Source organism: Curtobacterium pusillum (assembly GCF_007680845.1).
Taxonomy (GTDB): Bacteria; Actinomycetota; Actinomycetes; order Actinomycetales; family Microbacteriaceae; genus Curtobacterium; species Curtobacterium pusillum_B.
In genome coordinates, this window is record NZ_VEIY01000008.1 from 48550 (window position 1) to 72239 (window position 23690).

Here is a 23690-nt window from a genome sequence, read left to right on the forward strand (position 1 = left end):
TGTCGAAACGCCGGAACCTGGTTCCGCCGGGCGCCCCGCCCCGCCGTGCCGCGGCGCGGCGCGGGGCGCTGCGCCGCGCGCCGCGCGCTACGCGGCCGGCACGGCCGCCGCCACGCGGAACTCGTGCGCGCCCGCACCCACGCGCTGCTCCGGCGAACCGGGCAGCCGCACGACCGCCGACACCCCCTCCGGCACCGTCGCCCGCACCACGAGCTCGCCGTCGACGAGCTCCCACCGCACTGCGACGTGCCCGTGCACCGTGTCGAGCGAGGTCGACGCCCACGTCAGACCGCCACCGGGCTGCGGCGCCACCAACACCGTCGCGTACCCGGGCTCCAGCGGCGCGAGTCCGCCCACGACCCGGTGCATCCAGTCCGCGACCGCACCGAGCGCGTAGTGGTTGAACGAGGTCATCTCCCCGGGGTTGATCGTGCCGTCGGGCAGCATCGAGTCCCACCGCTCCCACACCGTCGTCGCGCCCATCGTCACCGGGTACAGCCACGAGGGGCACTCGGTCTGCAGCAGCAGCCGGTACGCATCGTCCAGGTGCCCGGTCTTGGTCAGCGCGTCGGTGATGAACGGCGTGCCCGCGAACCCGGTGGAGATCCGGTACCCGGACGCCTCGGCCAGCTCGGCGAGCCGGTCGCCCGCCTTCGCCTCGCCCTCGGCGTCGAGGATCCCGAACACGATCGCCAACGTGTAGACGGTGGTCGAGTCGGACAGGATCCGCCCGTCGTCCTGCAGGTAGTGGGCTCGGAAGCCGGCCTGGAGGCGCGACGCCAGTTCCCGGAACTCGGCCGCTTCCGCCTCGTGGCCGCCCAGGAGCTCGGCCGCCTCCGCCACGATCGTGGCGGACCGGTACGCGCAGATGGTCGCCACGACGCCCTTGTCGGCCTTGGCGTCCGCGGGGTCCTCCGGCGGAGCATCCGGGTCGAGCCAGTCGCCGAACTGGAACACGGTGTCCCAGAGGTCCTGCGGCGACAGGTGGTCGCGGATCCGTCGGAGGTGCGCGGCCATCGAGTCGAACTGCTCCTCGAGCACCGCCGTGTCGCCGTACGCCTGGTAGAGCGTCCACGGCACCCAGACCCCGGCATCGGACCAGATCGCGGTCGCGTCGGGCTTGCCGAAGTCCTCGGCGGGGGAGTACTTCAGCACGTCCGGCACCACGAACGGGATGACCCCGTCGGCGTGCTGCTGCTCGAGCCACACGTCCCGCAGCCAGTCGCCGAGGAAGGTCCGCGTGTCGAACAGATAGGACGCCGTCGGCGCGAACGCCGCGATGTCCCCGGTCCAGCCGAGCCGTTCGTCGCGCTGCGGGCAGTCGGTCGGGACGCTGAGGAAGTTGCCCTGCATGCCCCGGACGACGTTGTCGTGGAAGGTGTTGAGCAGCTCGTGGCTCGACTCGAAGGTGCCGGTGCGGGCGAGGTTCGAGCCGACCTGCACGGCGGTCAACGCCGCGCGCAGTTCGTCGAGCGTGCCCGGCCAGCCGTCGACCTGGGCGTACCGGAAGCCGTGGAACGTGAAGCGCGGCTCGAAGCGGTCGGGCTGCTCGGGACCGCTCCCGCTCAGGGTGAAGTGGTCGGTCGCCTTGGCGGTGCGCAGCGGACGGGTGCCGAGCTCGTCGTGCTCGAGCACCTCGGCGTGCTCGAGGGTCAGGACCGTCCCGGCCGGCCCGGAGGCGACGACCCGGACCCACCCGACCAGGTTCACGCCGAAGTCGATCAGCGTCGCCCCGGAAGGGCTCGTCCAGACCTCGACCGGTGCGATCTCGGCGAGGGGGCGGACGGGCGGGACGGTGTCGGCCACCAGTTCCCGTTCGCCGGTGTCGATCGTGCGCACGCCGGTGGTCCGTCCCTCGTGCCCGTCGACGCTCGGCACCGTGACCTCGCCCGGGGTGAGGAAGGAGCCATCACGCAGGCGCGCGTCGATGTCCTCGCCGTCGTAGAGCTGGTCGGCGGTGATCGCACTCGACAGCGCCTCCCAGTCGGTGTCGGTCGCGACGAGCTGCTCGTGGCCGTCCGCGAACCGGATGCGGAGCTCGGCGAAGCCCGCTGGCTCGTCGGCGTACCAGCCGCCGCCCCCGCCCCAGGCGAGGCGACCCGCTGCCCAGCCCTTGCCGAGCACGAGCGCGAGCACGGCTGCGTCCCCCGGGGTCGTCCCGGCGAGGTGTCCGGTGACGTCGTGCGAGACGACGCGGATGCGCCACTCGTAGCTCGTCCACCCCGGCTCGAGCAGGTGGTCGGAGACGCGTTGCCCGCCGAGCCAGGCCTCGACGACGCCGAGCGCGCTGACGTCGAGGGTGGCGCTCGTGACGGCCCCGTGGTCGGCGTCGAGAGAGAACTCCCGTCGCAGGATCGGTGCGCTCCCGAGGTCGGTGTCGGCCGCGATGAACGGTGCGGTCCAGGTGGTCATGTGACTCGTGCCTTTCAGCCCTTGACGGCGCCGCTGGTCATGCCGGCGACGATCTGGCGGTTGAAGAAGATGTAGAGGATGAGCGGGGGGATCGTGATGAGCAGCACGTCGGTGAACAGCAGGTTCAGCTGGCTGACCGACTGGCTCTGGAACGCGTAGAGCGTCTGCTGCACCGTCGCGTTCTCCGATCCCGGCAGGAAGTACAGGGGGTTCGCGAAGTCGTTGAAGACCGCGACCGACTGCACGAGCACGACCGTGATGATGACCGGCTTGAGCAGTGGCAGGACGACCCCGAAGAACAGTCGGACCGGGCCGGCCCCGTCGAGGACGGCGGCCTCGTCGAGCTCCTTCGGGATGGTCGCGACGAACGCCCGGAACAGCAGGATGCAGAACGACAGGCCGAAGGTCGCCTCGATGAGGATCATCCCGCCCATCGTCTTGAACAGGTTCAGCCCCTGCAGCACCCAGATCGTCGGGACGATCGCGGGCGGGACGATGAGCCCGGCGAGGACGAAGAAGTTGATCACGCCGTTCCACCGGCCGGGTCGCCGCTGCAGCACGTAGCCGACCATGGCGGAGAAGACCACCATGATGACCACGCTCCCGACGGTGAGCACGGCACTGTTGAGGAACGCCCGGACGATGCCGCTCTCACCGGAGTTGAACACCGCTTCGAGGTTCTGCCACAGCTGCCACTGGGTCGGCAGGGTGAAGCCGAGCTGGTTCGCGTCGGCCGGGGACTTCGCTGCCTGCAGGAGGACGAAGACGAACGGCACGAGGAAGACGACGAAGCTCACCACGATGGCGACGATGCCGATGATCCACTTACGGGTCGTCTGCCGCCGTCGGCGGTGCGGTGCGGCCGGGACGGTGCCGGCGCTGCGCCGGGGACTCGTGATGACGCTCACAGGTCTGCCTCTTTCCGGTTGAGGAGCCACGAGACCGGCACCATGATCGCGGTGACGACGACGAACAGGACGACGTTCCCGGCGGTGGACAGTCCGTAGAACCCGGCCTGGTACTGCTTGTAGATCACGCTCGCGATGACGTCGCTCGTGAACCCCGGTCCACCGCCGGTCATCGCCCAGATGAGGTCGAAGGACCGCAGGCCGCCGATGAGCGACAGGATGATGACGGTGCCCATCGCCGGTCGCGACAGCGGCAGGGTGATGTTCCGGAAGATCGACCACGAGCTCGCGCCGTCGACCCTGGCCGCCTCGAAGTACTCCTGCGGGATCGCCACGATGCCCGCGATGAAGATGAGGGTCGCGATGCCGACGCCCTTCCACACGTCCACCGCGGCGACGCTCCACAGGGCGAGGTTCGGGTCGGTCAGCCACCCCGGGGTGGGGAGGCCGACCGAGCCGAGCAGGCCGTTCACGATGCCGTGGAAGGGGTCGAGCAGGGCCTTGAACGTGATGCCGATGCCGATCGTCGACACCAGCACGGGGAAGAACACCACCGCTCGCAGGTAGCCGCGCCCGAGCACGGGGCTCGTGAGGAGCAGGGCGAGGGCGAGTCCGAGGACCACCTTCGCCGCGCTCGTCACGAACCCGTACTCGAACGTGTGCACGAACCCGCTGAGCAGCTGCGGGTCCTGGAAGAACCGGACGAAGTTGTCGAAGCCGATGAAGGTCTGGTCGAACAGCGTCCAGCGGGTGAGCGAGAAGTAGAACCCCGCGAAGGTCGGGACCGCGAAGAACACGACGTACAGCGCGATCGCCGGGATGAAGAACCACGCCGGGTAGAACGAGCGCATGCGCTTCCGGGCGGGTCCGGCACCGCCGGTGCCGGACCGGGTCGTCTTCGACGGCTCGAGCGCCGTCGTGAGCGTCGCGGTCACGCCGTCACCAGCCCTTCAGACCGAGCTGCTGCGCCTGCTGCACGACGTCCTGGTCGTACTGCTTCGCGCCCGTCGCGGCGGAGGAGATCCCGGAGCCGACCTGCACGCAGATCTTCTCGAGGTTCGGGCCCTTGATCGGCGACAGGAACTCGAGCGCCGGCGATGCCTTGCCGTCGTCGAGGTACTTCTTGACGTCGTTCAGCATCGGCGGGACGGAGTCGGGCAGCTTGCAGGTGCTGATCACGTACGGGCCACCGGGGGTCCCGGTGTCGTTCTGCACCTTGCAGCCGTCGGACGAGTTGGCGAACGCGATGAACTTCTTCGCCGCCGAGAGCTTGTCGCCCGTGGTCGTCTTCGGGATGTAGAGACCGTTCGGCTCCCAGATGGTCAAGCTCGTGTCGTCGGCGTTCTCGGCCGGCAGCGCGAAGGCTCCGATGTCGTTGACCGCGTCCGGGCTGTCCTGCTGCAGGGTCGAGATCGCGTTGGTCAGCATCGGGTACTGCGCCCCGGTGCCGTCGGCGAGCATCTTCAGGCCGTTCGCCTGCGTCGCGGAGGCGTAGTCCTTGTTGACGAGGCCCTTGTCCTTGACCTCGGCGAGGTGCGTGAAGCCGGCGAGTGCCGGGTCCTTCGCGTAGGACTCCTTGTGCTTCGTGTACTGGGTCGCCCAGTCGCTCTGCTGCGAGGTGATGTTCGCGAAGTCGCCGAGCACGAAGAGCTGGCTCGTCCAGGTGTCGCCGTAGGTCTGGATGATCGGGGCGACCTTGCCGGCGTCCTTGATCTTCTCGCTGTTGCTGATGAACTCGGCCCACGTCGTCGGGACGCTCAGCCCGAGGTCCTTGTAGACCTTCTTGTTGTACATCACGCCGCCGCCGAAGCTCGTCCCGAACGGGGCGCCGTACATGCCCTTGTCGGTGCTGACGACCTTGACGAACTGCTTGTCGACGTCCTTCGCCCAGCTCTCCTTCGAGAGGTCGACGAGGGTGTTGTCCGGGTTGAGCGCCTGCATGAGCGACCCGGAGTTGTAGTTGAAGACGTCGTCCATCTCGCCGGTCGAGAGCCGGGTCTTGATGAGGTTGTCGCCGTCGGTGCCCTGGGGCTTGGTGTCGACCTTGACGGTGATGTCCGGGTTCGCCTTCTCGAAGGCGGCGACGAGTGCCTTCGTGGTGACGGCTGTGGCGGTCGAGTTGTCCACCAGGTAGCTGATGGTGACCTTGCCGCCGCTGCCGCCGGTGTCGGCGGAGCCGCCGGACGAACACGCGGCCAGGCCGCCGATGAGGACCGTCGCGCCGCCGATGGCGATCAAACGCGTGGTCAGGGAACGAGCTGACATTCCTTACCTCCTCGTAAGGCCGGGGCATGGGGTGCCCCGGTGAAACGGACCCGGATCCCGCTCCGCTGCGGGGTCTGGTGCTGCTGTTTAGAACGTTTCAATCGGAATGGAACCACGTGATTTGAAGCGTGTCAATCACCGATTCGGATTCGTTACGGAAGTGCGCGGTCGCGCAGGTCCGGACGGGAGGCGCGGCGCGGCCCCGCCACGCGCGCGTGCGGTCGCGCTCCGCCTACGCTTCGGTCCGGCGCGGGTCGCTCGGCGGGGTCCGTCGCGCCGCAGCCGCCGACCGGGCTCGCCCGATGGTGCTCTCCCGCGCCACGAGCTCGCTCCCGAGCACCACCGTCCGGTGCACGTGCTCCGCGGGGTCGTCGGTCAGCTCGGCGAGGAGCAGCGCCACCCCCGCCTCGCCCATCTCCACCCCGTGCATCGTCACGGACGTCAACGGCACCGCCCCGCCCCATGCCACGGAGTTGTGGTCGCAGCCGGACACCGGGATGTCCTCCGGAACACGGATCCCGGCGGCCCGGAGTTCGGTCACGACGGCCATCGCCAGAAGGTCGGTCACGCCGAGGATCCCGTCCGGTCGCTCGGCCGCGGGCATGCGCGCGATCCGGGATCCGGCGTCGGTGCCACCGGGCGGGTCGATGTCCCCGGCGTCGACGTCGACGAGCTCCACCCCCGGGTGTTCCGCGATCGCCCTGAGCAGTCCGACCCGGCGGCGGGCCACGGGCTGCAGGTCGGGTCGGGCGCTGACGAAGCCGATGCGCCGGCACCCCTGCTCGATGAGGTGCGTCGCAGCGACGTAGCCGGCCTGCTCGTTGTCCACGATGACCGAGCACGCGGCGAGGTCGGCCGGCTCGTAGTTGACGTAGACCACGGGGAGCCCGTGCTGCCGTGCTGCATCGACCTGGTCCCGCGAGGCCGTCATCGACGCCAGCAGGATGCCCGACACGCGCGTGCTCTCGAGGAACGCGAGGTGTTCGGCCTGTGCCCCCTCGTCGTTCTCGCTGTTCGCGATGAGGAGCGTGTGCCCCCGCGCCCGCGACGCCTGTTGTGCGCCGCTGACCATGTCGACGAAGAGCGAGTTCATGAGCGACGCCACCACCAGGCCGATCGACCGCGACGACCCGGACGCCAGCGCCCGCGCATTGCGGTTCGGCGTGTACCCGAGGTGGGCGATCGCCTCACGGACCCGCTCGGCCGTCGGCTCGGCCACACGCTCGGGGTGGTTGAGCACGTTCGAGACCGTCGCGAGCGAGACACCGGCCCGGGCGGCGACGTGGTGCACGCTCGGCGGACCGTCGCGCCGCGGGACATGCACCATGCTCACGATCGTAGGCGGCGATCGTGCGATCCCGACCCACCGTCGGACTGGAGGCGCGGTGCGGGCTCGACCCGTGCCTCCAGTCCGACTCGGCGCAGCACGCGCGAGTCTCGCGATCAGCCCGATCTCGGGCGCCGCATCGCGAGAACTGTCGCTCAGGCCGAGTCTCGGCCGAGCACCGTGGACTGGCGCACGACGAGCTCTGGCGTGAACTCGACGTGGAGCGTCTCGGTTCCCTGCCCTTCCTCGACCTGGGCCATCAGCAGCTCGATCGCCCGCCGCCCGAGGTCCTGCGCCGGCTGCCGCACCGAGGTCAGCGGGACGACGGCGGCCTCGGCGAACGCGATGTCGTCGTAGCCGACGATCGCGATCTCCTCCGGGACGCGCACCGACCCGCGCATGATGAACGCCTGCTCCAGACCGACCGCGATCAGGTCGTTGGCGGCGAACACCGCGTCCGGTCGCTCGGCTGCGGGACGGCCCTGGATGGCCTCGCCGACGCGGCGGCCCTCGAGGACGGACAGCGAACCGGTCGGGATCACCTCGAGCGACACACCGGCCGACGACGCGGCGGCGATCGCCCCGGCGTGACGGTCGGCGACCTGCCGGATGCCGAAGGGGCCCCCGACGAAGGCGATGCGTCGGCGACCGATCTCCGCGAGGTGGGCGACGGCGATCCGGCCACCGGCGACGTCGTCCACCGACACGGACGCGAAGTGCTCGTCGTCGGCGCGACGGTCGACGAGCACGACGGCGGTGCCCTGGTCGCGCAGGCGCTCGAGGCGGGAGAGGTCGTCGCCGGCGGGGGAGATGAGGAGCCCGGCGACACGGCGCTCCTCGAAGAGGCCGACGTAGGTGTGCTCGCGGTCCACCGATTCGTCCGAGTTGCCGACGAGGACGGCGAGGCCCTTCTGCATCGCTGCGTCCTCGGCTCCGCGGGCGACGTCGGTGAAGAACGGGTTGCCCCCGTCGAGGACGATGAGCCCGACGGTCGAGCTCCGGCCGGCTCGGAGTTGCCGCGCCGAGTCGTTCCGGACGAACCCGAGCGAGACGATGGCGGACTGCACCCGTTCGACCGTGGCGGGTGCGACCTTGTCCGGTCGGTTCAGCACGTTCGAGACCGTGCCGAGGGACACGCCGGCGAGCGCTGCGACGTCCCGAACGCTCACTGCCATGGGGTCATCCTGACAGCGGCTCGCAGGTTTCGGTGGAGCGACTTGCCCTCGTGCTCGGTGACGGGTACCTTCCTCGGTGCAGCGTTGAAACGATTCACCGACGAACACGCGAACGGAGGACCAATGGCGGTCCGCATCGGAGCCCGCAACACCACGGGCTGGAAGGCGACGATCTCCGTCGCCATGTCGAACTACATCGAGTCCGGGTCGATCATCGCGATCGCCACCAGTCTCAGTCTCTGGCAGGCGCAGTTCCACATCGGGGACCTGCAGGTCGGGCTCCTCGCGAGCCTGTCCGCGAACGCGTTCGGCGCTGCCGCCGGTGCGATCATCGGCGGACCCCTGTGCGACCGGTACGGCCGGAAGTTCATCTACACGTACGACCTGCTGCTCTACATGCTCGGCATCCTGCTCGCGGTGTTCGCCGGCAGCTACGGCATGCTGCTCGTCGGCTTCATCCTCACCGGCATCGCCGTCGGCGCCGGGGTCCCGGCCAGCTGGACCTACATCGCCGAGCAGGCGCCGGCTGACAAGCGTGCGGCGCACGTCGGCACCGCCCAGCTCGCGTGGTCGATCGGACCGATGGTCGGGTTCGCCCTGGCGATCGCCGCGGCACCGCTCGGCCTGCTCGGCAGCCGACTCATCTTCGCGCACCTGTTCGTCGTCGCCGCCGTCGTCTGGTGGCTCCGACGCGGCCTGCCGGAGTCCGCGATCTGGAAGGACGAGCGTGCGGCGACCGGCACCGCGAACTTCTTCCACGGGTTCACGCAGCTGTTCAGCCGCCGCAAGAACCTCACCGCGATGCTGTTCCTGTTCGGTGTCTACGCGCTCTGGAACACCGTCGCCGGTCAGGCCGGCATCTTCCAGCCGCGCGTCTACTCCGCCACCGGGGTCACCAGCGTGCCCGAGCAGTACGGCCTGCAGATCCTGGTGTGGGGGTGCACCGTCGCCGCGACCTACTTCGGCTTCATGCGCTTCGCGGACCGGATGAGCCGCCGGGTGCTGTTCGCGATCGGTGCCGCGCTCGCCATCGTCGCCTGGGCCGTGCTCATCTACGCGCCGGCGAACCTCGGCACGCTGCTGTTCTTCGCGATCGCGTGGGGCATCTCGTCCGGCATCGGGGCGCAGGCCTTCTACGGGCTGTGGACAAGCGAGTTGTTCGCGACCCGGTACCGGGCGAGTGCGCAGGGCGTGCTCTTCCTCGCGGCACGGGTCATGGTCGGCCTGCTGAGCATCTGGTTCCCGCTGCTCCTGTCCGACATCGGCCTGCGGGCACTCGGTGGCCTGATCCTCGGGCTGCTCGCGCTGTCGTTCCTCGTCGGCACCATCTGGGCCCCGCGCACGCAGGGCCGGACCCTCGAGGAGATCGAGGCCGAGCGCTACGGCACCGTCACCAGCACCACCGGCACGGTCCGGACCGCCGAGGAGCACGCGGAACGTCAGCGCGCACGGGGCCTCCGGTGACCGGGAGCGACCGCGCGACCCGCGTGTGCTTCCGGCTGCAAGTGGCAGCGGAGCACATGGACGCCTACCGCGAACGGCACGCCGCGGTCTGGCCAGCGATGCTCAGGGCGATCGCGGCCGCTGGGCGCCGGAACTACTCCCTGTTCCTCGACGACGACGGCCTGCTCATCGGCTACTACGAGACGGACTCGGTGGCGGATGCCGATGCGTTCCTCGCCGCCTCCGAGGTCGCGGCTGCGTGGGAGGAGCACATGCGGGACCTGTTCGACGGTGCCACTGGTCGGGCCGACCAGACGGCACGCGTGCTGCCGGAGGTGTTCAACCTCGAGGAGCAGCTCGCCGCTGCGGACGACTGATGCCCACGGCTCTGGCGTACCGATCGTACGGGTTGTCCGCGCGATGCTCGAGTGGCAGCGACGGAGTTCCCGCATCGTCCTCCCGACCCTGATCGGCATGGGTCTCAGCGTCCTCGGGACGGCCGGATCGGCCGCTCGAACGTTCGGCGAGTGAGGAGCGGCTTACGTGTGGTTCATGGTCGCGATCATCGTCTTCGTCACGGTCGTGTCCGTGTTCCAGTCCCGGCGGCTCGACCGGGTGCTGGCCGAGGCCGAGCGGCTCGCGACGGTCAGCTGACGATCGAGTCAGACGCCCACCTGGTCAGGCGAACGAGTGGCTGGTCGTGACGGTCGCGAAGCTCCCGTCCAACGCCGCCATGAACGCAGCGTGCACACTCGCACCCGGAACGGTCGTGTCGCCCCACCGCAGGTCCGGCGCCGCGCAGGCGTCCGCGACGACCGTGCACGTGTACCCGAGCTCGTGTGCGGCCCGCGTGGTCGAGTCGACGCACATGCTGCTCATCATCCCGACGATCACCAGCTCGGTGACCCCGGCATCGTCGAGCACGTCCTGCAGCCCGGTGTCGATGAAGCTGTTCGGGTGGTGCTTCTCGAGCACGGTCTCGCCGGCGACGGGAGCGACGAGCGGGTGGAACTCGAGGCCGGGCGTCCCGGGCCGGAAGAACGATGCGTCCGGGTCCGTGCTGACGTGGAAGACGTGCACGACGAGCTCGCCGGACGCTCGGAACCCATCGAGGACCGCCCGAGCTGCGACCGCGGCGGCGTCGGGTTCGACGAGCGGGAACGCTCCACCGGGGAAGTAGTCGAGCTGGATGTCGACGAGGACGAGCGCGCGGGTCATGTCCCGAGTATGCCGTGCACGGACGCAGCCGACGCCCACGCCCCGCTCAGCCCATCGATCACCCCCGCCGCTACCGTGGCCGCATGCAGCCGCCAGCAGCCGGGACCCTCCGCGTCCTCCACCTCTCCGACACCCACCTCACGGGCGACGGCGCCCTCCACCAGGGTTCCGTCGACACCACCGCAGCGCTCGAGAGCGTCCTCGACCGCTTTGACGGCGTCCCCGGCATCGGCCTCGTCGTGCTCTCCGGCGACGTCTCCGAGGACGGTTCCCGCGAGTCCTACGCCGCGGTGCTCGAACGCGTCGGCGGCTGGGCGGGACGGCACGGGGCGGCGCTCGTCGCGGTCCCCGGAAACCACGACCTCCGCGAGGGCTTCCGCCAGGTCCTCGCCAACGGCCACGTCCTCGGCGAGGGCGGTCGCCCGCTGGCGCACACGATGGAGTACCACCCGCCGACGGTTCCGGTCTGGGGCCAGTCACTGGTCGCCGGCCGCCGGATCGTGACGATCGACACGAGCGTCCCCGGAGCCGGGTACGGCGAGATCGCCGAGGCGTCGCTCGAGCGCCTCCGCACCGCGCTCGCCGAGGACCACGCCCCGCACGGCACCGTGCTGGTCCTGCACCACCCGCCGCTGCCGGCGCCGACCGCACTGCACGACGCGCTCAAGCTGCGGAACCCGGGCGACCTCGCCGACGTGATCCGCGGGTCGGACGTGCGGGTCGTGCTCGCCGGGCACTACCACCACTACTTCGCCGGATCGCTCGCAGGCGTGGCGGTGCTCGTCGCACCGGGCGTCGCGAACGACACCGACGTGGCCGGCCCGTACGACGAGGAAGCGGCGTACGTCGACTCCGGCGCGCTCGTCGTCGACCTCGCCGAGGACGGCTCGGTCTGGTCGACGCCGGTCCGCGTCCCGCGTCCGGACGCGGACCCGCTCGCGTTCGTGTTCGACGCCGCGACCGTCGGCCGGATCATCGAGGCGTCCACCGGCTCCTGACGCACCCACCAGGCGGACGGGAGGCGCGGTGCCGCGCCTCCCGTCCGCAGGTGGCGGGGCTGGACCTCCGCGCCTCCCGTCCGCCGCTCCACCCGCCAGTACCCCGCACGCTCGGGTTGCAGTCGGGAACTCCGAGTAGGCCGGGTGCCACACCGGAGCGAAGGAGCCCCCCATGCGGATCGGCAGTGCAGTCCAGTACGACCGGTACGGCGACTTCGACGTCGTCGAACTCGTCCCCCAGGAACGCCCGGAGGCCGGACCCGGCGAGATCGTCGTCGAGATCGTCGCCGCGGGGCTCAACCACATCGAGCGCTTCCTCCGCGAGGGGAAGCTCCGCGACCACATCGAGCTCGAGTTCCCGGCACGTCAGGGCGTCGACTTCGCCGGGATCGTCCGGGCACGGGGCGACGGTGTGAAGGACCTCCGCATCGGCGACGAGGTGATGGGCCACGCCCCGACCGGCGGATCGCACGCGACCTGGCTGGTGGTCCCGCGCGGCGCCGTCATCAAGAAGCCCGAGCACGTCGGGTGGGAGGTCGCCGGCGGGCTCTACCTCGCGGGCTGCACGGCCGTGTCGGTCGTCCGCGGCCTGAAGCTCGGGCCGGAGGACACCGTGGTGATCACCGCGGCGGCGGGCGGCGTCGGGCACATCGAGTGCCAGCTCGCCCACGACGCCGGCGCGACGGTGATCGCGCTCGGGAGCCCCCGGAACCACGACTACCTCCGCCAGATCGGCACGCTCCCGGTGGCGTACGGCGACGGCGAGGAGGACCGCATCCGTGCGATCGCGGACGGCCGACCGATCACCGCGTTCATCGACAACCACGGTGAGAGCAACGCGGAGCTGCTCGCCGAACGGCTGGGCGTCCCCGCCGGACGCTTCGTCTCGTCGGAGGACCGTCGGGACATCGAGATCCGGTTCCTCCGTGCTCCGGCGGAGGACGAGGAGACCCGCGAGCTCCTGACGCTCCTCGCGAAGGCCGTGCAGGACCGCCGCGTGCAGGTGCTCATCTCGGGCTTCTACCCGTTCGAGTACATCGTCGAGGCGTACGAGGACCTCGCCGAGATGAAGTCCCGCGGCAAGGTCGTCATCGGCATGCAGACCGTCGAGAAGGGTGCCCGGCTGGACTGGTACCGGTCCGAGAAGGCCCGTGACCTCCGCGACCGGTACGCCGAGGAGCGGGGGACCGACACCGAGACGATGGCGGGCGGGACGGCGAGCCCTGCGCCCTGACTCAGCTCAGGACGTCCTTCGTGGCGAACCGGCTGTACGCCAGCGCGCCGAACACCACGACGTAGCCGAGCTGCAGCACGGCGTTGGACCCGAACGAGTCGAACGCGATCGGGTCGCGGAGCAGGTCGCCGAACCCGAGCCACTGGTGCGAGAACAGGAACGGGTGCAACCAGTCGAGCTGCGGCAGTTGGTCGAGCACCTGGGAGGCCCCGGCGAGCACCACGGTGGCGGCCATGGCCCCGACCGGCACGCTCGTGAGCGTCGAGGCGAACAGGCCGATGGCGGACAGCCCGAGCATCGACAGCGTGACGTACAGGGCGAGGAGCAGTGCTCGCCCGGCGTACGACCAGCCGTCGACCTGCGTGCCGGAGAGCAGCGTCACCGGCCCGATCGGGAACAGCACGGCCCCGATCGCCGCGCCGACGAGCACGATGAGGAGTGTCGCCGCGAGGCAGAACGCCACCGCCCCGGCGAACTTCACGAGGATGAACCGGAGCCGGCCGGTCGGCGCGACGAGCAGGTAGCGGATTGTGCCGTGGCTCGCCTCACCCGCGACGGTGTCCCCGGCGACCACCCCGACCGTGAGCGGCAGGAACAGCGGGATCGACACCGTCAGCGCGGTGAACGCCACGAACAGCCCGTTGTTGGTGATGTCGCCGAGGAACGCCGGGCCGCCGCTGTCGTCCCCGGTGGTGAGGCGCACGGCGACGGCGATGAGGATCGGGACGAGGGCGAGCGCCCCGAGCATCGCCCAGGTGCGGCGGCGCCGGAAGACGAGCGCGAGTTCGGATCCGAGCAGCGCGAACGGGCGCTGCCGGCGCGGGAGCGCCTCAGGCTGCGACATCGAAGCCCTCCCCGGTGAGGGCGACGAAGAGGTCCTCGAGGGTGCCGCCGCCGACCGTGAGGCCACGGACCCGGACGTCCGCGCGGACGAGCTCGGCGGTGATCGTCTCCGCCAGCACCGCGGGCGGGAGGTCGGCGACGAGCGTGTCGGCGCCGCCGTCGTGCCGCGGCGTCAACCCGAGCCGGGTGAGGACGGAGCCGGCCTGGCCGAGGTCGGGCGTGCGGACCGTGACCGTGCGCGCCCCGGCGGAGCGGAGGTCGTCGAGGGTGCCCTGCGCCACGAGCTTCCCCGTGCGCATCACCGCGGCGTGCGTGCAGACCTGCTCGATCTCGGCCAGCAGGTGGCTCGACACGAACACGGTCGTGCCGTCGTCGGCGAGCGAGCGGATGAGGTTCCGGACCTCGCGCGTGCCCTGCGGGTCGAGGCCGTTGGTCGGTTCGTCGAGCACGAGGAGGTCTCGCGGGGCGAGCAGGGCGTTCGCGAGCCCGAGGCGCTGCTTCATGCCGAGCGAGTACGCGTGCGCCTTCTTGTCGGCGGCGTGGGTCAGGCCGACCCGGTCGAGGGCGCTCGCCACCCGGGCATTCCGGGTCGCCGGGTCGGAGGTGGGGTCGGCGGCGTCGAACCGGAACAGGTTCGCGCGCCCGGACAGGTACGGGTAGAACGCCGGCCCTTCGACGAGCGCGCCGACCCGCGGCAGGACGTCGTGCAACGCGGCGGGCATCGGGCGACCGAGCAGCTCGATCGTGCCGCCCGTCGCGCTCGAGAGCCCGAGGAGCATCCGGATCGTCGTCGTCTTGCCGGAGCCGTTCGGCCCGAGGAACCCGAAGACGGCGCCGCGGGGCACGGCGAGGTCGATGCCGTCCACCGCCCGCTGCTTGCGGAAGACCTTGGCGAGACCCGTCGTGCGGATCGCGAGGTCGGCGGTGGGGGACGGAGCGGCCGTGCTCACTTCGCGGCGGCGACCAGCGCGGACACGGGCACGGCGCCCGCGAGCACCCGCCCGTCGTCCGTCAGGTAGACCGACACGAGCGTGGTCTGCACCGCGCGGCCGCCGGCGACGGAGGTCGTCAGCTGGTCGAGCAGCCCGGACGCGTCCTCGCCGAGGGACGACCGGTCGACCGAGCCCTTCGGCAGCTCGGCGATGGTGCTCCAGCCCTTCCCGGTGAACGTCGCGCCGTCCGCGGATCCGTGGGCTCGGCGCTGGGCAGCGTCGCCCTTCGCGTGCGACGTCGCGTCGGAGAGGTCCTTCGTCTCGACCTTCGCGTTCGCGGGCGGGGTGAAGTCGAAGAGTCGGGCCGCCGTGGCGCCGTACTGCAGGTTCGTGAAGCCGACCTGGACAGCGGGGTCGGAGTGGCCCTTCGCCGTGACGGTGGCACGGAGCGGCAGACCGGTCTGCTGGTCGACCGCGAGCCGGACCGAACCGACGAGCGTGCCCGACGACTTCGGCGTGAGCGTGATCTGCCAGGCGTCGTGCCCGGCCACGCGCACACTCGTCGGCTTCGAGATCTTCGTGGTCGGGGTGATCGACTGCACCGCCTGCTCCGCGACCTGGGCGGGGGTGGTCGTACCGTCGTACCGGGAACCGGCGTCGGCGGGCAGGGTGACGTGCGTGGCCGTCCGCTCCTTCGAGTCCCAGGTCCAGACGTCGGAGCCGTTGCGGACGACGTCCTGTTCGGCGAGCTGCTGCGTCAGCTGGACGCGCTGCTTGTCGGCGCCGTCGACGTACAGGCGGGCGGTGTGCGACGAGGTGAGGAGGTCGAGGGCGTCCGAGGCGTCGCCTTCGAGCGAGGACCCGCCGGACCCGGTGGGCAGCTCCGGCAGGCCGAGGTCACTGGTCTGCACGAGCTTCCCGGAGTACTTCGCGTCCGAGGAGCTCGCGATGCTCGCGATGACGTCCGCGGCGGTGGGGTGCGTGCCCGCGATCGGGTCGCTCGACGCGTTCGCGATCATCGGCGCGGCGACGGCGCCGGCGACGACGACCGGAGCGATGACGGCTGGCAGCCAGGCGGACTTCTTCATCGGTTTCCCCTCGGTGGAGCGTTCGGAGTCGGGGGTACCGTACGTCCGGCCGCCGACAGCTGCCTGGATGTTCCGGCGCTACGATCGCCCCATGTCCGACGAGATCCGCGTGCCCGATGGTGCCCGGACCCGCTTCCCGCTCGACACCGTGTACCAGGCGGCGCGGATGTACTACCTCGAGGACGCCACGCAGGGCGAGATCGCCGCACGCCTCGGGGTGTCGAGGCCGACCGTCAGCCGGCTCGTCGCCGAGGCCCGGAAGGCCGGACTCGTCCGCATCGAGGTCGTCGACCCGTTCCAGGACGAGACCGTCGCGCTCGCCGAACGACTCCAGGTGGTGCTGGGTCTGCACGCCGTGCACCTCGCCGCGGTGACGCACGCCGCCACGCTCGGCAGCGACCTCGCCGCCCCGCTCGCCGCCGCCGTGGGCGCGATGGGGCTCGTGCCGGGCGACGCCGTCCTGGTGTCCTCCGGGAGCACCGTGTACGACATCGCGCACACCGGCCTCCCGTCGATGCAGGGCGTCCAGCTCGTCCCGACCGTGGGCGGCCAGGCGGACCCGAACCGGTGGTTCCAGACGAACGAGATCACCCGGGCGGCCGCCGAGCGGTCCGGGGCGATCCCGGCCTTCCTGTTCGCGCCGGCGCTGCCCGGTCGGACGCTCCGGACCTCGCTCGACGAGGACCCGGCGTTCCAGCACGTCGTCGGGCTGTGGGACCGCGCGAAGGGTGCGGTGCTGGGCATCGGGGCACCCGTCGTCACCCGGCACGAACTCGCCCGCGGCCTGCCGGTGGAGGACGAGGCGTTCGACCGGGCGGCCGGCGACGTCTGCCTGAACTTCTTCGCCGCGGACGGCTCGGCCATCGAGTTCCCCGGGAGCGACCGGATGGTGCGGACCTCGCGCGAGGTCCTCGCGGCCGTCCCGCACGCCGTCGGTGTCGCGGTCGGCGCGGCGAAGGTGCCGAGCATCCTCGGCGCGGTCCGGGCACGGCTCGTCAACGAGCTGGTGACGGACGCGGCGACCGCACGCGCGCTCCTCGACGCACTCGCCTGACGGACGGGAGGCGCGGGGCGGCGCCGACCCGCGCCTCCCGTCCGACGCCAGCCCCGTCTACTGCGTGCGCCGCACGTCCCAGAGGTGGTGCACCGGGTCGTGCGCGTAGTAGGTCGCGAGCGTCGCGACGGTGAACGCGCTGCCGTCCGACCGCAGCCCGGTCCGCTCGAGCTGGTCGTCCCGGACCTCGTCGAACGCGCGTGCCGCCCGGTGCGCGGCCTCGCCGAGCTCGCGGAGGACGACCACGGGGTCCTGCTCGTCGTACCGGTCGGCCACCGCGGTGGCGTCCTGGTCCCAGTTCGGGAAGGTCGGGGCGTCCTCGGCGAGCATGAGGGCCAGCCGTTCGGCCATCTTCCGGTGCACGTCGCGGACGTGCGCGGCGTACTCGAGCGGGGACCAGGTGTGGTCGTCGGGACGCTGCCGGAGGTCGTCGCGGTCGAGCACCTCGGGCCACGCCCACGTGTTCGCGTCGATGATGCCGGGCACGTCGCGGATCGTCACGGTGCTGCCGTCGTAGCCGCACTCCGGGCACGCGGACTCGATGACCCAGGTCCAGCTCTTCGTCTCGGGTTCGATCGCCATGCTCGGATGCTACGGGTCGGCGGTGCTCCGTAGGGTGGCACCATGCGACTGCTGCTCATCCGCCACGGCCAGACCCCTGCGAACGTGGACGGCGTGCTCGACGCCGTCGTGCCCGGACCGGGGCTCACCGAGCTCGGGCAGCGGCAGGCCGATGCGCTGCCGGCGGCCCTCGCGGACCGCGGGATCGAGCGCATCTTCACGTCGACCATGGTCCGGACGCAGATCACCGCGGCTCCGCTCGCCGCCGCGCTCGGCCTCGAGCCGGTGGTGCTGCCGGGTCTCCGCGAGATCGAGGCCGGCGACACCCAGGGCAAGCGCGACAAGGTGTCGGTGCAGCTGTACATCTCGACCGTGCACGGCTGGTCCGGCGGCGACCGGAGCACGCGGATGCCCGGGGCCGAGAGCGGGCACGAGTTCTTCGCGCGCTACGACGACGCGATCCGGCAGGTCGAGGCCTCCGGTGTCGCGGTCGCGGCCGTCGTCAGCCACGGTGCGGCGATCAGGACGTGGGCGAGTGCGGCCGCGCACAACACCCCGGACGAGTTCGGGACGAAGCGGCACCTGGAGAACACCGGGATCGTCGAGCTGGAGGGGTCGTCCGCCGAGGGCTGGCGGCTCGTGGACTGGGAGGGCGAGCCCGTCGGCGGCGAGGAGCTCGTCGACCGGACCGCGCAGGACCCCACGGGCGAGCGCTTCTAGCGCGGGCGGGCGCGCGCGGGCCCGGGCGCTTCGCCCGCTGTGGAATGAGGAAACGGGCGTACCTGGTCGGATTGAACGACCAGGTACGCCCGTTCTGACCGGGTACGCCCGGTGGGCCCGGTGGGCCCGGCGGACCTAGGCGGGCTGGGACGCGGTGTGCAGCGGGACGATCACGCCGTGCGCCTCGCGCAGGACGTCGAGCGTGCGCTGGACCTCGTCCGCGCGCTCCTCGGGCGTCCAGTCGAGCGTCTCGGCGAGCACGTCGGCCAGCTCGTCGAGCAGGTCGATCGTCACGCCGCCGACGAACGCGAGGTTCGTGCGACGCAGCACCACGTCCACCAGGTGCACGGCCTGCTCGTGGCGGGCGAAGTACGCGACCTCGGCCCGGGTGAGCGCCGGGTCGGACTCGAGCGGCTCGACCGGTCCGTCGACCAGGACGTCCACGACCTCGGCGGCACGGGTGCCGTAGCGCTCGAGGAGCCCCTCGACGATCGAGGCGTCGAGGCCGTCGCGGTGCGACTTGATCCACAGGGCGCGCTGCGCGTCGGTGGTCGGGAAGTCCTTGCCGCCGCCGATCGCCATGCCCGTCGTGTCGACCGTGCGGGTGATCCCCAGCTTCGTCGTGACGTCAGTGGAGAGGTGCGCGGCGAGGGCACGGAACGTCGTCCACTTGCCGCCGACGAGCGACAGCACCGTGGTCGAGGGCAGGCCGGCGATCGGGGTGTCCACGATCCGGTAGTCGCGGGAGACGAAGCCGGGGGCGGTGTCCTCGTGACGGGGGAGCGGACGGATGCCCGAGTAGCTGTAGACGATGTGGTCGCGGGTCAGGTCGATCTGCGGGAACACGTGCTTCACGAGGCCGAAGAAGTAGTCGATCTCCTCCTCGGTCGTGGTGACCGGCTTCGAGGGGTCGGCGTCGATGTCGGTCGTCCCGATGAGCACCCGGCCCTTGAGCGGGTAGATGAGGACGATGCGGCCGTCGTTGTTCTCGAAGAACAGCTCGCGGCCCTTCGTCGCCTCGAGGAGCTCGGGGTTGTCGACGACGATGTGGGAGCCCTTCGTGCCGCCCATGTACTTCGTCTCGCCACCGAACGCCTGGTTCGTGAGGTCCGTCCAGGGACCGGAGGCGTTGATGACGACGTCGGCCGTGAACACGAACTCGTCACCGGTCTCGCGGTCGCGCAGCAGCACGCCACCGTCGCGGGTCCCGGCGGCCTCGACGTAGTTGACCGCGCGGGCGGTCGCGTCGGAGCCCGAGCCCTTCGCGGCGGCCAGCCCGTCCTTGAGGACGTCGAGCGCGAGACGCTCGGGCTCGTGCACGGACGCGTCGTAGTAGGTGCCCGTGTACTTGAGGTCCTTGTTGAGCGCCGGCATGTCCTCGAGCGCGGCCTTCTTCGTGAGGAAGCGGTGCTTGGGGACCGAGCCGCCGTCGCGCGAGAAGGAGTCGTAGATCGTCATGCCGATCTTGATGAGCGCGGCGCCGCGCTCCTTCGTGGAGCGCTGCTTGTGCGTGAGCATCCGCAGCGGGGCGTTCATGATGCCCGAGAAGGTCGAGAAGATCGGCATCGTCGTCTGCAGCGGCTTGACGTAGTGCGGGGCGATGCGGATGAGGCCGTTGCGCTCCTGGACGCTCTCGCGCACGAGTCGGAACTCGCCGTTCTCCAGGTACCGGATGCCGCCGTGGATCATGTGGCTCGACGCGGCGGAGGCGCCCGAGGCGTAGTCGCCGCGCTCCACCAGGGCGACGTCGACCCCCTGCAGGGCGAGGTCGCGGAAGGTGGCGATGCCGTTGATGCCGCCACCGACCACGAGGACCTGTGCGTTCGGGCGCTGCGTGAGCGCGTTCACCGTGTTCCGGGGCTGCGTCTTCTTCGACATTGCTGCGTCGCTTCCTTCTTCGGTTCCGTAGTGGTTCGACACCGATCGTGCGCCGGTGTGAACGGGCGGGCAACTCGTGTGCACGAACGTGCAGCACACGTGTGCCCACTGAGCGATCGAAGGCCGGGAGGCGCGACAGGGGTTGCAGAGGCCGTGCACGTCCGTGCATGGTTGCGTTCGAGGAAACGGAGCACGATGAGCGACGCCGCCCAGCCGATGCGGACGCAGCAGGCGCTGCGCGCCGCACACCTGTACTACCTCCAGGACCTGACGATGGACGCGATCGCCGACGAGCTCGGCACCTCACGGTCGTCGGTCTCGCGCCTGCTCAAGTACGCCCGGGACACCGGTCTCGTGGACATCCAGATCCGGTCGCCCCTCGACCAGGCCGCCGCGCTCAGCCGGAGCATCCGCTCGCGCTTCGGCGTGCACGCGCACGTCGTACCCGTGCCGGACCACACCAGCGACGTCGACCGACTCGAACGCGTCGCGCTCTCCGCCGCCCGGATCCTCACCCAGTACGTCGAGTCGAACATGGTGATCGGCATCTCGTGGGGCTCGACCGTCAGCGCCGTGAGCCGGTACCTCGTGCCGAAGACCACGCACGGCTCGACCGTCGTGCAGATCAACGGCGCCGCGAACACCCGGACGACCGGCATCGTGTACGCGTCCGAGATCCTCCGTCGGTTCGGCGAGGCGTACGGCGCGTTCGTGCAGCAGTTCCCGGTGCCGGCGTTCTTCGACGACCCCGCCACGAAGGAGGCACTGTTCCGGGAGCGCTCGATCCGCCGCGTGCTCGACCTCCACGAGCGGATGGACCTCGTCGTGTTCGGGGTCGGCGCACCGCAGGCGCCGGTGCCGTCGCACGTGTACTCCGGCGGCTACCTCGACCCGTCCGACCGGGACGAGCTCGACCGGGCCGAGGTGGTCGGCGACGTCTCGACGGTCTTCTACCGCGCCGACGGCTCGTGGAAGGACATCGGCGTCAACGCCCGTGCCGGAGCGCCGGACCTCGACACGATCAAGCGCGCACCACGCCGGGTCTGCGTGGTCGCCGGGCGCTCGAAGGCCGCGTCGCTGCGGGGTGCCCTGGCCGCCGGACTGATCACGGACCTCATCCTCGACGAGAGCGTCGGACAGGCCATCCTGCAGCCCTGAACCAGGCGTTTGTCGGTGGGAGGACGTACGTTCTCTGCCATGGTGCTCAACAACGAGGTCAGCCGATCCGACACGCGGTACTTCCGGCGGCTCGTCGGCAGTGACGTCGACGAAGCGCTCGCCTTCTTCTCCGGCGACTACGACTTCCGCGCGCCCACCGTGCGGCGCACCCGTCCCCAGACGCACTGGGACTTCGCCGGCGTCGGCGACGAGCGGATGTCCCTGCGGTCGTCGCGCTTCCTGGTCGACCTGCGAAGCACCAGCCAGGTCGACGACGAGTTCCTCATCGCCTGGATGCGCAGCGGCACGAGCACGATCACGTTCGACGGCGAGGAGTACGCCCTCGAGCCCGGGGTGCCCGTCGTCCTGCCGTTCGCGGCGGCGTACGAGCTGCACCACCACGACATCGCGCTGAACCTCGTGCACCTCGACGCGGCGTTCGTGCGCTCGATCGCCGGCGACGACGACTTCGCGTTCGAAGCGATGCGCCGGCCCACCGCCGACGGGCTCCGGGTGTGGCAGTCCGTCGTCAAGGCGCACTCCGCGACCTGGCTCGACGTCGACCACGAACTGACGGCCGCGGCACAGCGCGACATCGCCGAGGCGTTCGCCACCGCGGCGATCGCGGCGTTCCCGGAGCGCAGCCGCTGGCGGTCCACGGTGACCGGCAGCGGACCGGAGCACGAGCGGCTCCGTCGTGCGCTCGAGTTCGTGCACGAGCACGCCCGCGAAGCGATCGGCACGCCGGAGATCGCGGCGGCCGCCGGACTGAGCCCCCGCGGGCTGCAGCAGTCGCTCCGGCGGCACCTCGACCAGACCCCGGGGGACCTCCTGCGGGGCGTCCGGCTCGACGGCGCGCGGACCGAGCTGCTCCGCGGTGACCGCGACGAGACCTCCGTGGCGGACATCGCCCGCGCCTGGGGGTTCGGGCACCTCGGCCGGTTCTCGGCGACCTACCGGACGCGCTTTGGTGAGCTCCCGAGCGAGTCGCTCCGCTCGCGCTGAGACCGCCCCGCCTGCCGTAGCGTTGCGGGATGGACACCGTCGTCACCGCCCTCCGCGCAGCCCTCGACGACCCGGACGGCACGGTCGTCCGGATCGAGCGGGCCGTGCTCGACGCCGCCCGGACGGACAAGTCCGGGTGGGTGGCGCCCGGCGGACCCGTCGCGGTCGTCGAAGCCCGGAGCGTGGCGCACGTGCAGGCAGCGCTCCGCACGTGCACGGCGCTCGGGGTGCCCGTCGTCCCCCGGGGTGCGGGGACCGGACTCGCGGGCGGTGCGAACGGCACCGAGGGGTCCGTCGTCCTGAGCGTGGCGCGGATGGACCGCATCGTCCGGATCGCCGTGGACGACGAGTACGCGGTCGTCGAACCGGGCGTGCTCAACGGCGACCTCAACGCCGCCGTCGCCGGACACGGCCTGCGGTTCGCACCTGATCCGGCGAGTGCGGCGATCGCCAGCGTCGGCGGCAACATCGCGACGAACGCCGGTGGCCTGCGCTGCGTGAAGTACGGGGTCACGCGTGAGGCGGTGCTCGGGCTCGACGTCGTGCTCGCGGACGGGCGCCTCGTCTCGACCGGGCACCGCACCGTGAAGGGCGTGACCGGGCTCGACATCACCGCACTGCTCGTCGGCTCCGAGGGCACCCTCGGGGTCATCGTCGGCGCGACCGTGCGGCTCGTGCCGATCCCGGCCGGTGAGCCCGCGACGCTCGGCGCGGTCTACCCGACTGTCGAGGCCGCGGCCAGGGCCGCCGCCGCCGTGGTCGCCGGGACGGACCGGCCGTCGACGGTCGAGCTCCTCGACGCCGCGGCCCTCGCCGGGATCGCGGCGTACCTCGGACCGCAGGTGATCGCGGAGACGGTGGGGAGCACGTCGGCGGGCGGGGTGTTCCTCCTCGTGGAGTACGACGGGCCGGGCGCGACGGAGGCTGCGCTGGGAGCCGTGCCGCGCCTCCAGGCCGACGGCGGCACCGTGCACCTGGCCGCGTCGGCGGCGGAACGGGACCGCCTGCTGACGATCCGTCGGTCGTTCCACCCGGCGATGGAGGCGCGTGGGCGCGTGCTCATCGAGGACGTCGCCGTGCCGCGGAGTCGGCTCGCCGAGATGTTCCAGGTGGTCGAGGAGATCGGTGCCCGGTACGGGGTCGCGATCCCGACCGTCGCGCACGCCGGCGACGGGAACCTGCACCCGAACTTCGTGTTCGAGGGCGACGAGGTGCCGCAGCACGTGTGGGACGCGGCGGACGCGATGTTCCGCGCTGCGATCGAGCTCGGCGGGACGCTGACGGGGGAGCACGGCGTCGGGGTGCTCAAGCGGCGGTGGATCGGCGACGAGCTCGGTGACGACGTGCTCGAGCTGCAGCGGGGCATCCGTCGGGTGTTCGACCCGGCGGGCATCCTCAACCCGGGCAAGGCCTTCTGACGCCTGCGCCGAATCTCGTGACACGGATCGGTTCTTCTTCGTTCTGATGTTCG

21 protein-coding genes are annotated in these 23690 nt (G+C 71.2%); 9 read left to right on the forward strand and 12 right to left on the reverse strand.

The genetic code is table 11. From position 1 onward, the window contains the following. Window positions 1–87: 87 nt before the first annotated feature. The 6 genes from FS825_RS15550 to FS825_RS15575 form a co-directional block, all read right to left on the reverse strand. A complete protein-coding gene (locus FS825_RS15550) occupies window positions 88–2412 on the reverse strand; it encodes a family 78 glycoside hydrolase catalytic domain (RefSeq protein WP_144714796.1) in 2325 nt (774 codons plus the stop codon). Between the two features lie 14 nt (window positions 2413–2426). After that, the gene (locus FS825_RS15555; RefSeq protein ID WP_144715070.1) at window positions 2427–3311 is read right to left on the reverse strand and encodes a carbohydrate ABC transporter permease; all 885 of its coding nucleotides are present in this window, start codon (window positions 3309–3311) and stop codon (window positions 2427–2429) included. Between the two features lie 5 nt (window positions 3312–3316). After that, window positions 3317–4255, reverse strand: a complete 939-nt coding sequence (locus tag FS825_RS15560) for a carbohydrate ABC transporter permease (RefSeq protein ID WP_395886385.1) — start codon at window positions 4253–4255, stop codon at window positions 3317–3319. A gap of 4 nt (window positions 4256–4259) precedes the next feature. Then, entirely contained in the window at window positions 4260–5585 is a 1326-nt protein-coding gene (locus FS825_RS15565) for an ABC transporter substrate-binding protein (RefSeq protein ID WP_144714798.1), read from the reverse strand. Window positions 5586–5817: 232 nt separating this feature from the next. Continuing rightward, window positions 5818–6912, reverse strand: coding sequence for a LacI family DNA-binding transcriptional regulator (locus tag FS825_RS15570; protein WP_144714801.1), 1095 nt, complete (start codon window positions 6910–6912; stop codon window positions 5818–5820). A gap of 155 nt (window positions 6913–7067) precedes the next feature. Continuing rightward, window positions 7068–8087 carry a LacI family DNA-binding transcriptional regulator gene (locus FS825_RS15575; protein WP_144714804.1) on the reverse strand — a complete coding sequence of 340 codons (1020 nt, stop codon included), beginning with the start codon at window positions 8085–8087 and terminating at the stop codon, window positions 7068–7070. A 123-nt stretch (window positions 8088–8210) separates the two neighbouring features. Here FS825_RS15575 and FS825_RS15580 point away from each other — a divergent pair, with 123 nt between their 5' ends. Beyond that, window positions 8211–9551, forward strand: coding sequence for an MFS transporter (locus tag FS825_RS15580; protein WP_222126949.1), 1341 nt, complete (start codon window positions 8211–8213; stop codon window positions 9549–9551). Beyond that, a complete protein-coding gene (locus FS825_RS15585; RefSeq protein ID WP_260981271.1) occupies window positions 9548–9907 on the forward strand; it encodes an L-rhamnose mutarotase in 360 nt (119 codons plus the stop codon). The genes FS825_RS15580 and FS825_RS15585 overlap by 4 nt, the downstream gene beginning before the upstream one ends. Before the next feature lie 301 nt (window positions 9908–10208). Here the strand turns inward: FS825_RS15585 and FS825_RS15590 are convergent, their stop codons facing one another. Continuing rightward, entirely contained in the window at window positions 10209–10748 is a 540-nt protein-coding gene (locus FS825_RS15590) for a cysteine hydrolase family protein (protein ID WP_144714807.1), read from the reverse strand. Window positions 10749–10831: 83 nt separating this feature from the next. Here FS825_RS15590 and FS825_RS15595 point away from each other — a divergent pair, with 83 nt between their 5' ends. After that, the gene (locus FS825_RS15595; protein ID WP_144714809.1) at window positions 10832–11746 is read left to right on the forward strand and encodes a metallophosphoesterase; all 915 of its coding nucleotides are present in this window, start codon (window positions 10832–10834) and stop codon (window positions 11744–11746) included. Between the two features lie 172 nt (window positions 11747–11918). After that, entirely contained in the window at window positions 11919–12980 is a 1062-nt protein-coding gene (locus tag FS825_RS15600; protein WP_144714812.1) for an NADP-dependent oxidoreductase, read from the forward strand. A gap of 1 nt (window position 12981) precedes the next feature. On the opposite strand, the gene FS825_RS15605 is transcribed toward FS825_RS15600, so the two are convergent. Genes FS825_RS15605 through FS825_RS15615 form a run of 3 tightly spaced genes read right to left on the reverse strand, consistent with a single transcriptional unit; the run spans window position 12982 to window position 15843 of the window. Further along, window positions 12982–13824: an ABC transporter permease gene (locus tag FS825_RS15605; RefSeq protein ID WP_144714814.1), complete on the reverse strand. Its 843-nt coding sequence runs from the start codon at window positions 13822–13824 to the stop codon at window positions 12982–12984. Continuing rightward, entirely contained in the window at window positions 13811–14773 is a 963-nt protein-coding gene (locus FS825_RS15610) for an ABC transporter ATP-binding protein (RefSeq protein ID WP_144714817.1), read from the reverse strand. Before FS825_RS15610 ends, FS825_RS15605 begins: the two co-directional genes overlap by 14 nt. Then, window positions 14770–15843 (reverse strand): LolA family protein, encoded by a 1074-nt coding sequence (locus FS825_RS15615; RefSeq protein WP_144714820.1) that lies wholly within the window; start codon window positions 15841–15843, stop codon window positions 14770–14772. The genes FS825_RS15610 and FS825_RS15615 overlap by 4 nt, the downstream gene beginning before the upstream one ends. A gap of 91 nt (window positions 15844–15934) precedes the next feature. On the opposite strand from FS825_RS15615, the gene FS825_RS15620 reads away from it, so the two are divergent. Beyond that, entirely contained in the window at window positions 15935–16897 is a 963-nt protein-coding gene (locus FS825_RS15620; protein WP_144714822.1) for a sugar-binding transcriptional regulator, read from the forward strand. Between the two features lie 57 nt (window positions 16898–16954). Here FS825_RS15620 and FS825_RS15625 read toward each other — a convergent pair whose 3' ends face one another. Then, window positions 16955–17479, reverse strand: a complete 525-nt coding sequence (locus FS825_RS15625; protein WP_144714825.1) for a DinB family protein — start codon at window positions 17477–17479, stop codon at window positions 16955–16957. 42 nt (window positions 17480–17521) lie between these two features. Here FS825_RS15625 and FS825_RS15630 point away from each other — a divergent pair, with 42 nt between their 5' ends. Beyond that, complete coding sequence (locus FS825_RS15630) at window positions 17522–18178, forward strand: histidine phosphatase family protein (protein WP_144714828.1); 657 nt, start codon at window positions 17522–17524, stop codon at window positions 18176–18178. A 135-nt stretch (window positions 18179–18313) separates the two neighbouring features. Here the strand turns inward: FS825_RS15630 and FS825_RS15635 are convergent, their stop codons facing one another. Continuing rightward, the gene (locus FS825_RS15635) at window positions 18314–20056 is read right to left on the reverse strand and encodes a glycerol-3-phosphate dehydrogenase/oxidase (RefSeq protein ID WP_144714831.1); all 1743 of its coding nucleotides are present in this window, start codon (window positions 20054–20056) and stop codon (window positions 18314–18316) included. Window positions 20057–20251: 195 nt separating this feature from the next. Here FS825_RS15635 and FS825_RS15640 point away from each other — a divergent pair, with 195 nt between their 5' ends. From FS825_RS15640 to FS825_RS15650, 3 genes are read left to right on the forward strand one after another with little or no spacing between them, the layout of a single operon-like run. Further along, window positions 20252–21214, forward strand: coding sequence for a sugar-binding transcriptional regulator (locus FS825_RS15640; RefSeq protein ID WP_260981272.1), 963 nt, complete (start codon window positions 20252–20254; stop codon window positions 21212–21214). 39 nt (window positions 21215–21253) lie between these two features. Beyond that, window positions 21254–22219 (forward strand): AraC family transcriptional regulator, encoded by a 966-nt coding sequence (locus FS825_RS15645; protein WP_144714834.1) that lies wholly within the window; start codon window positions 21254–21256, stop codon window positions 22217–22219. Window positions 22220–22248: 29 nt separating this feature from the next. Further along, the gene (locus tag FS825_RS15650) at window positions 22249–23637 is read left to right on the forward strand and encodes an FAD-binding oxidoreductase (RefSeq protein WP_144714837.1); all 1389 of its coding nucleotides are present in this window, start codon (window positions 22249–22251) and stop codon (window positions 23635–23637) included. Window positions 23638–23690 lie beyond the last annotated feature (53 nt).

What these genes read in the sequence shown, in the direction of transcription:
- FS825_RS15550 (WP_144714796.1), bottom strand. Translation starts at nt 2,412, where the DNA reads ATGACCACCTGGACCGCACCGTTCATCGCGGCCGACACCGACCTCGGG.
- FS825_RS15565 (WP_144714798.1), bottom strand. Translation starts at nt 5,585, where the DNA reads ATGTCAGCTCGTTCCCTGACCACGCGTTTGATCGCCATCGGCGGCGCG.
- FS825_RS15570 (WP_144714801.1), bottom strand. Translation starts at nt 6,912, where the DNA reads ATGGTGCATGTCCCGCGGCGCGACGGTCCGCCGAGCGTGCACCACGTC.
- FS825_RS15575 (WP_144714804.1), bottom strand. Translation starts at nt 8,087, where the DNA reads ATGGCAGTGAGCGTTCGGGACGTCGCAGCGCTCGCCGGCGTGTCCCTC.
- FS825_RS15580 (WP_222126949.1), top strand. Translation starts at nt 8,211, where the DNA reads ATGGCGGTCCGCATCGGAGCCCGCAACACCACGGGCTGGAAGGCGACG.
- FS825_RS15590 (WP_144714807.1), bottom strand. Translation starts at nt 10,748, where the DNA reads ATGACCCGCGCGCTCGTCCTCGTCGACATCCAGCTCGACTACTTCCCC.
- FS825_RS15595 (WP_144714809.1), top strand. Translation starts at nt 10,832, where the DNA reads ATGCAGCCGCCAGCAGCCGGGACCCTCCGCGTCCTCCACCTCTCCGAC.
- FS825_RS15600 (WP_144714812.1), top strand. Translation starts at nt 11,919, where the DNA reads ATGCGGATCGGCAGTGCAGTCCAGTACGACCGGTACGGCGACTTCGAC.
- FS825_RS15605 (WP_144714814.1), bottom strand. Translation starts at nt 13,824, where the DNA reads ATGTCGCAGCCTGAGGCGCTCCCGCGCCGGCAGCGCCCGTTCGCGCTG.
- FS825_RS15615 (WP_144714820.1), bottom strand. Translation starts at nt 15,843, where the DNA reads ATGAAGAAGTCCGCCTGGCTGCCAGCCGTCATCGCTCCGGTCGTCGTC.
- FS825_RS15620 (WP_144714822.1), top strand. Translation starts at nt 15,935, where the DNA reads ATGTCCGACGAGATCCGCGTGCCCGATGGTGCCCGGACCCGCTTCCCG.
- FS825_RS15625 (WP_144714825.1), bottom strand. Translation starts at nt 17,479, where the DNA reads ATGGCGATCGAACCCGAGACGAAGAGCTGGACCTGGGTCATCGAGTCC.
- FS825_RS15630 (WP_144714828.1), top strand. Translation starts at nt 17,522, where the DNA reads ATGCGACTGCTGCTCATCCGCCACGGCCAGACCCCTGCGAACGTGGAC.
- FS825_RS15635 (WP_144714831.1), bottom strand. Translation starts at nt 20,056, where the DNA reads ATGTCGAAGAAGACGCAGCCCCGGAACACGGTGAACGCGCTCACGCAG.
- FS825_RS15640 (WP_260981272.1), top strand. Translation starts at nt 20,252, where the DNA reads ATGAGCGACGCCGCCCAGCCGATGCGGACGCAGCAGGCGCTGCGCGCC.
- FS825_RS15645 (WP_144714834.1), top strand. Translation starts at nt 21,254, where the DNA reads ATGGTGCTCAACAACGAGGTCAGCCGATCCGACACGCGGTACTTCCGG.
- FS825_RS15650 (WP_144714837.1), top strand. Translation starts at nt 22,249, where the DNA reads ATGGACACCGTCGTCACCGCCCTCCGCGCAGCCCTCGACGACCCGGAC.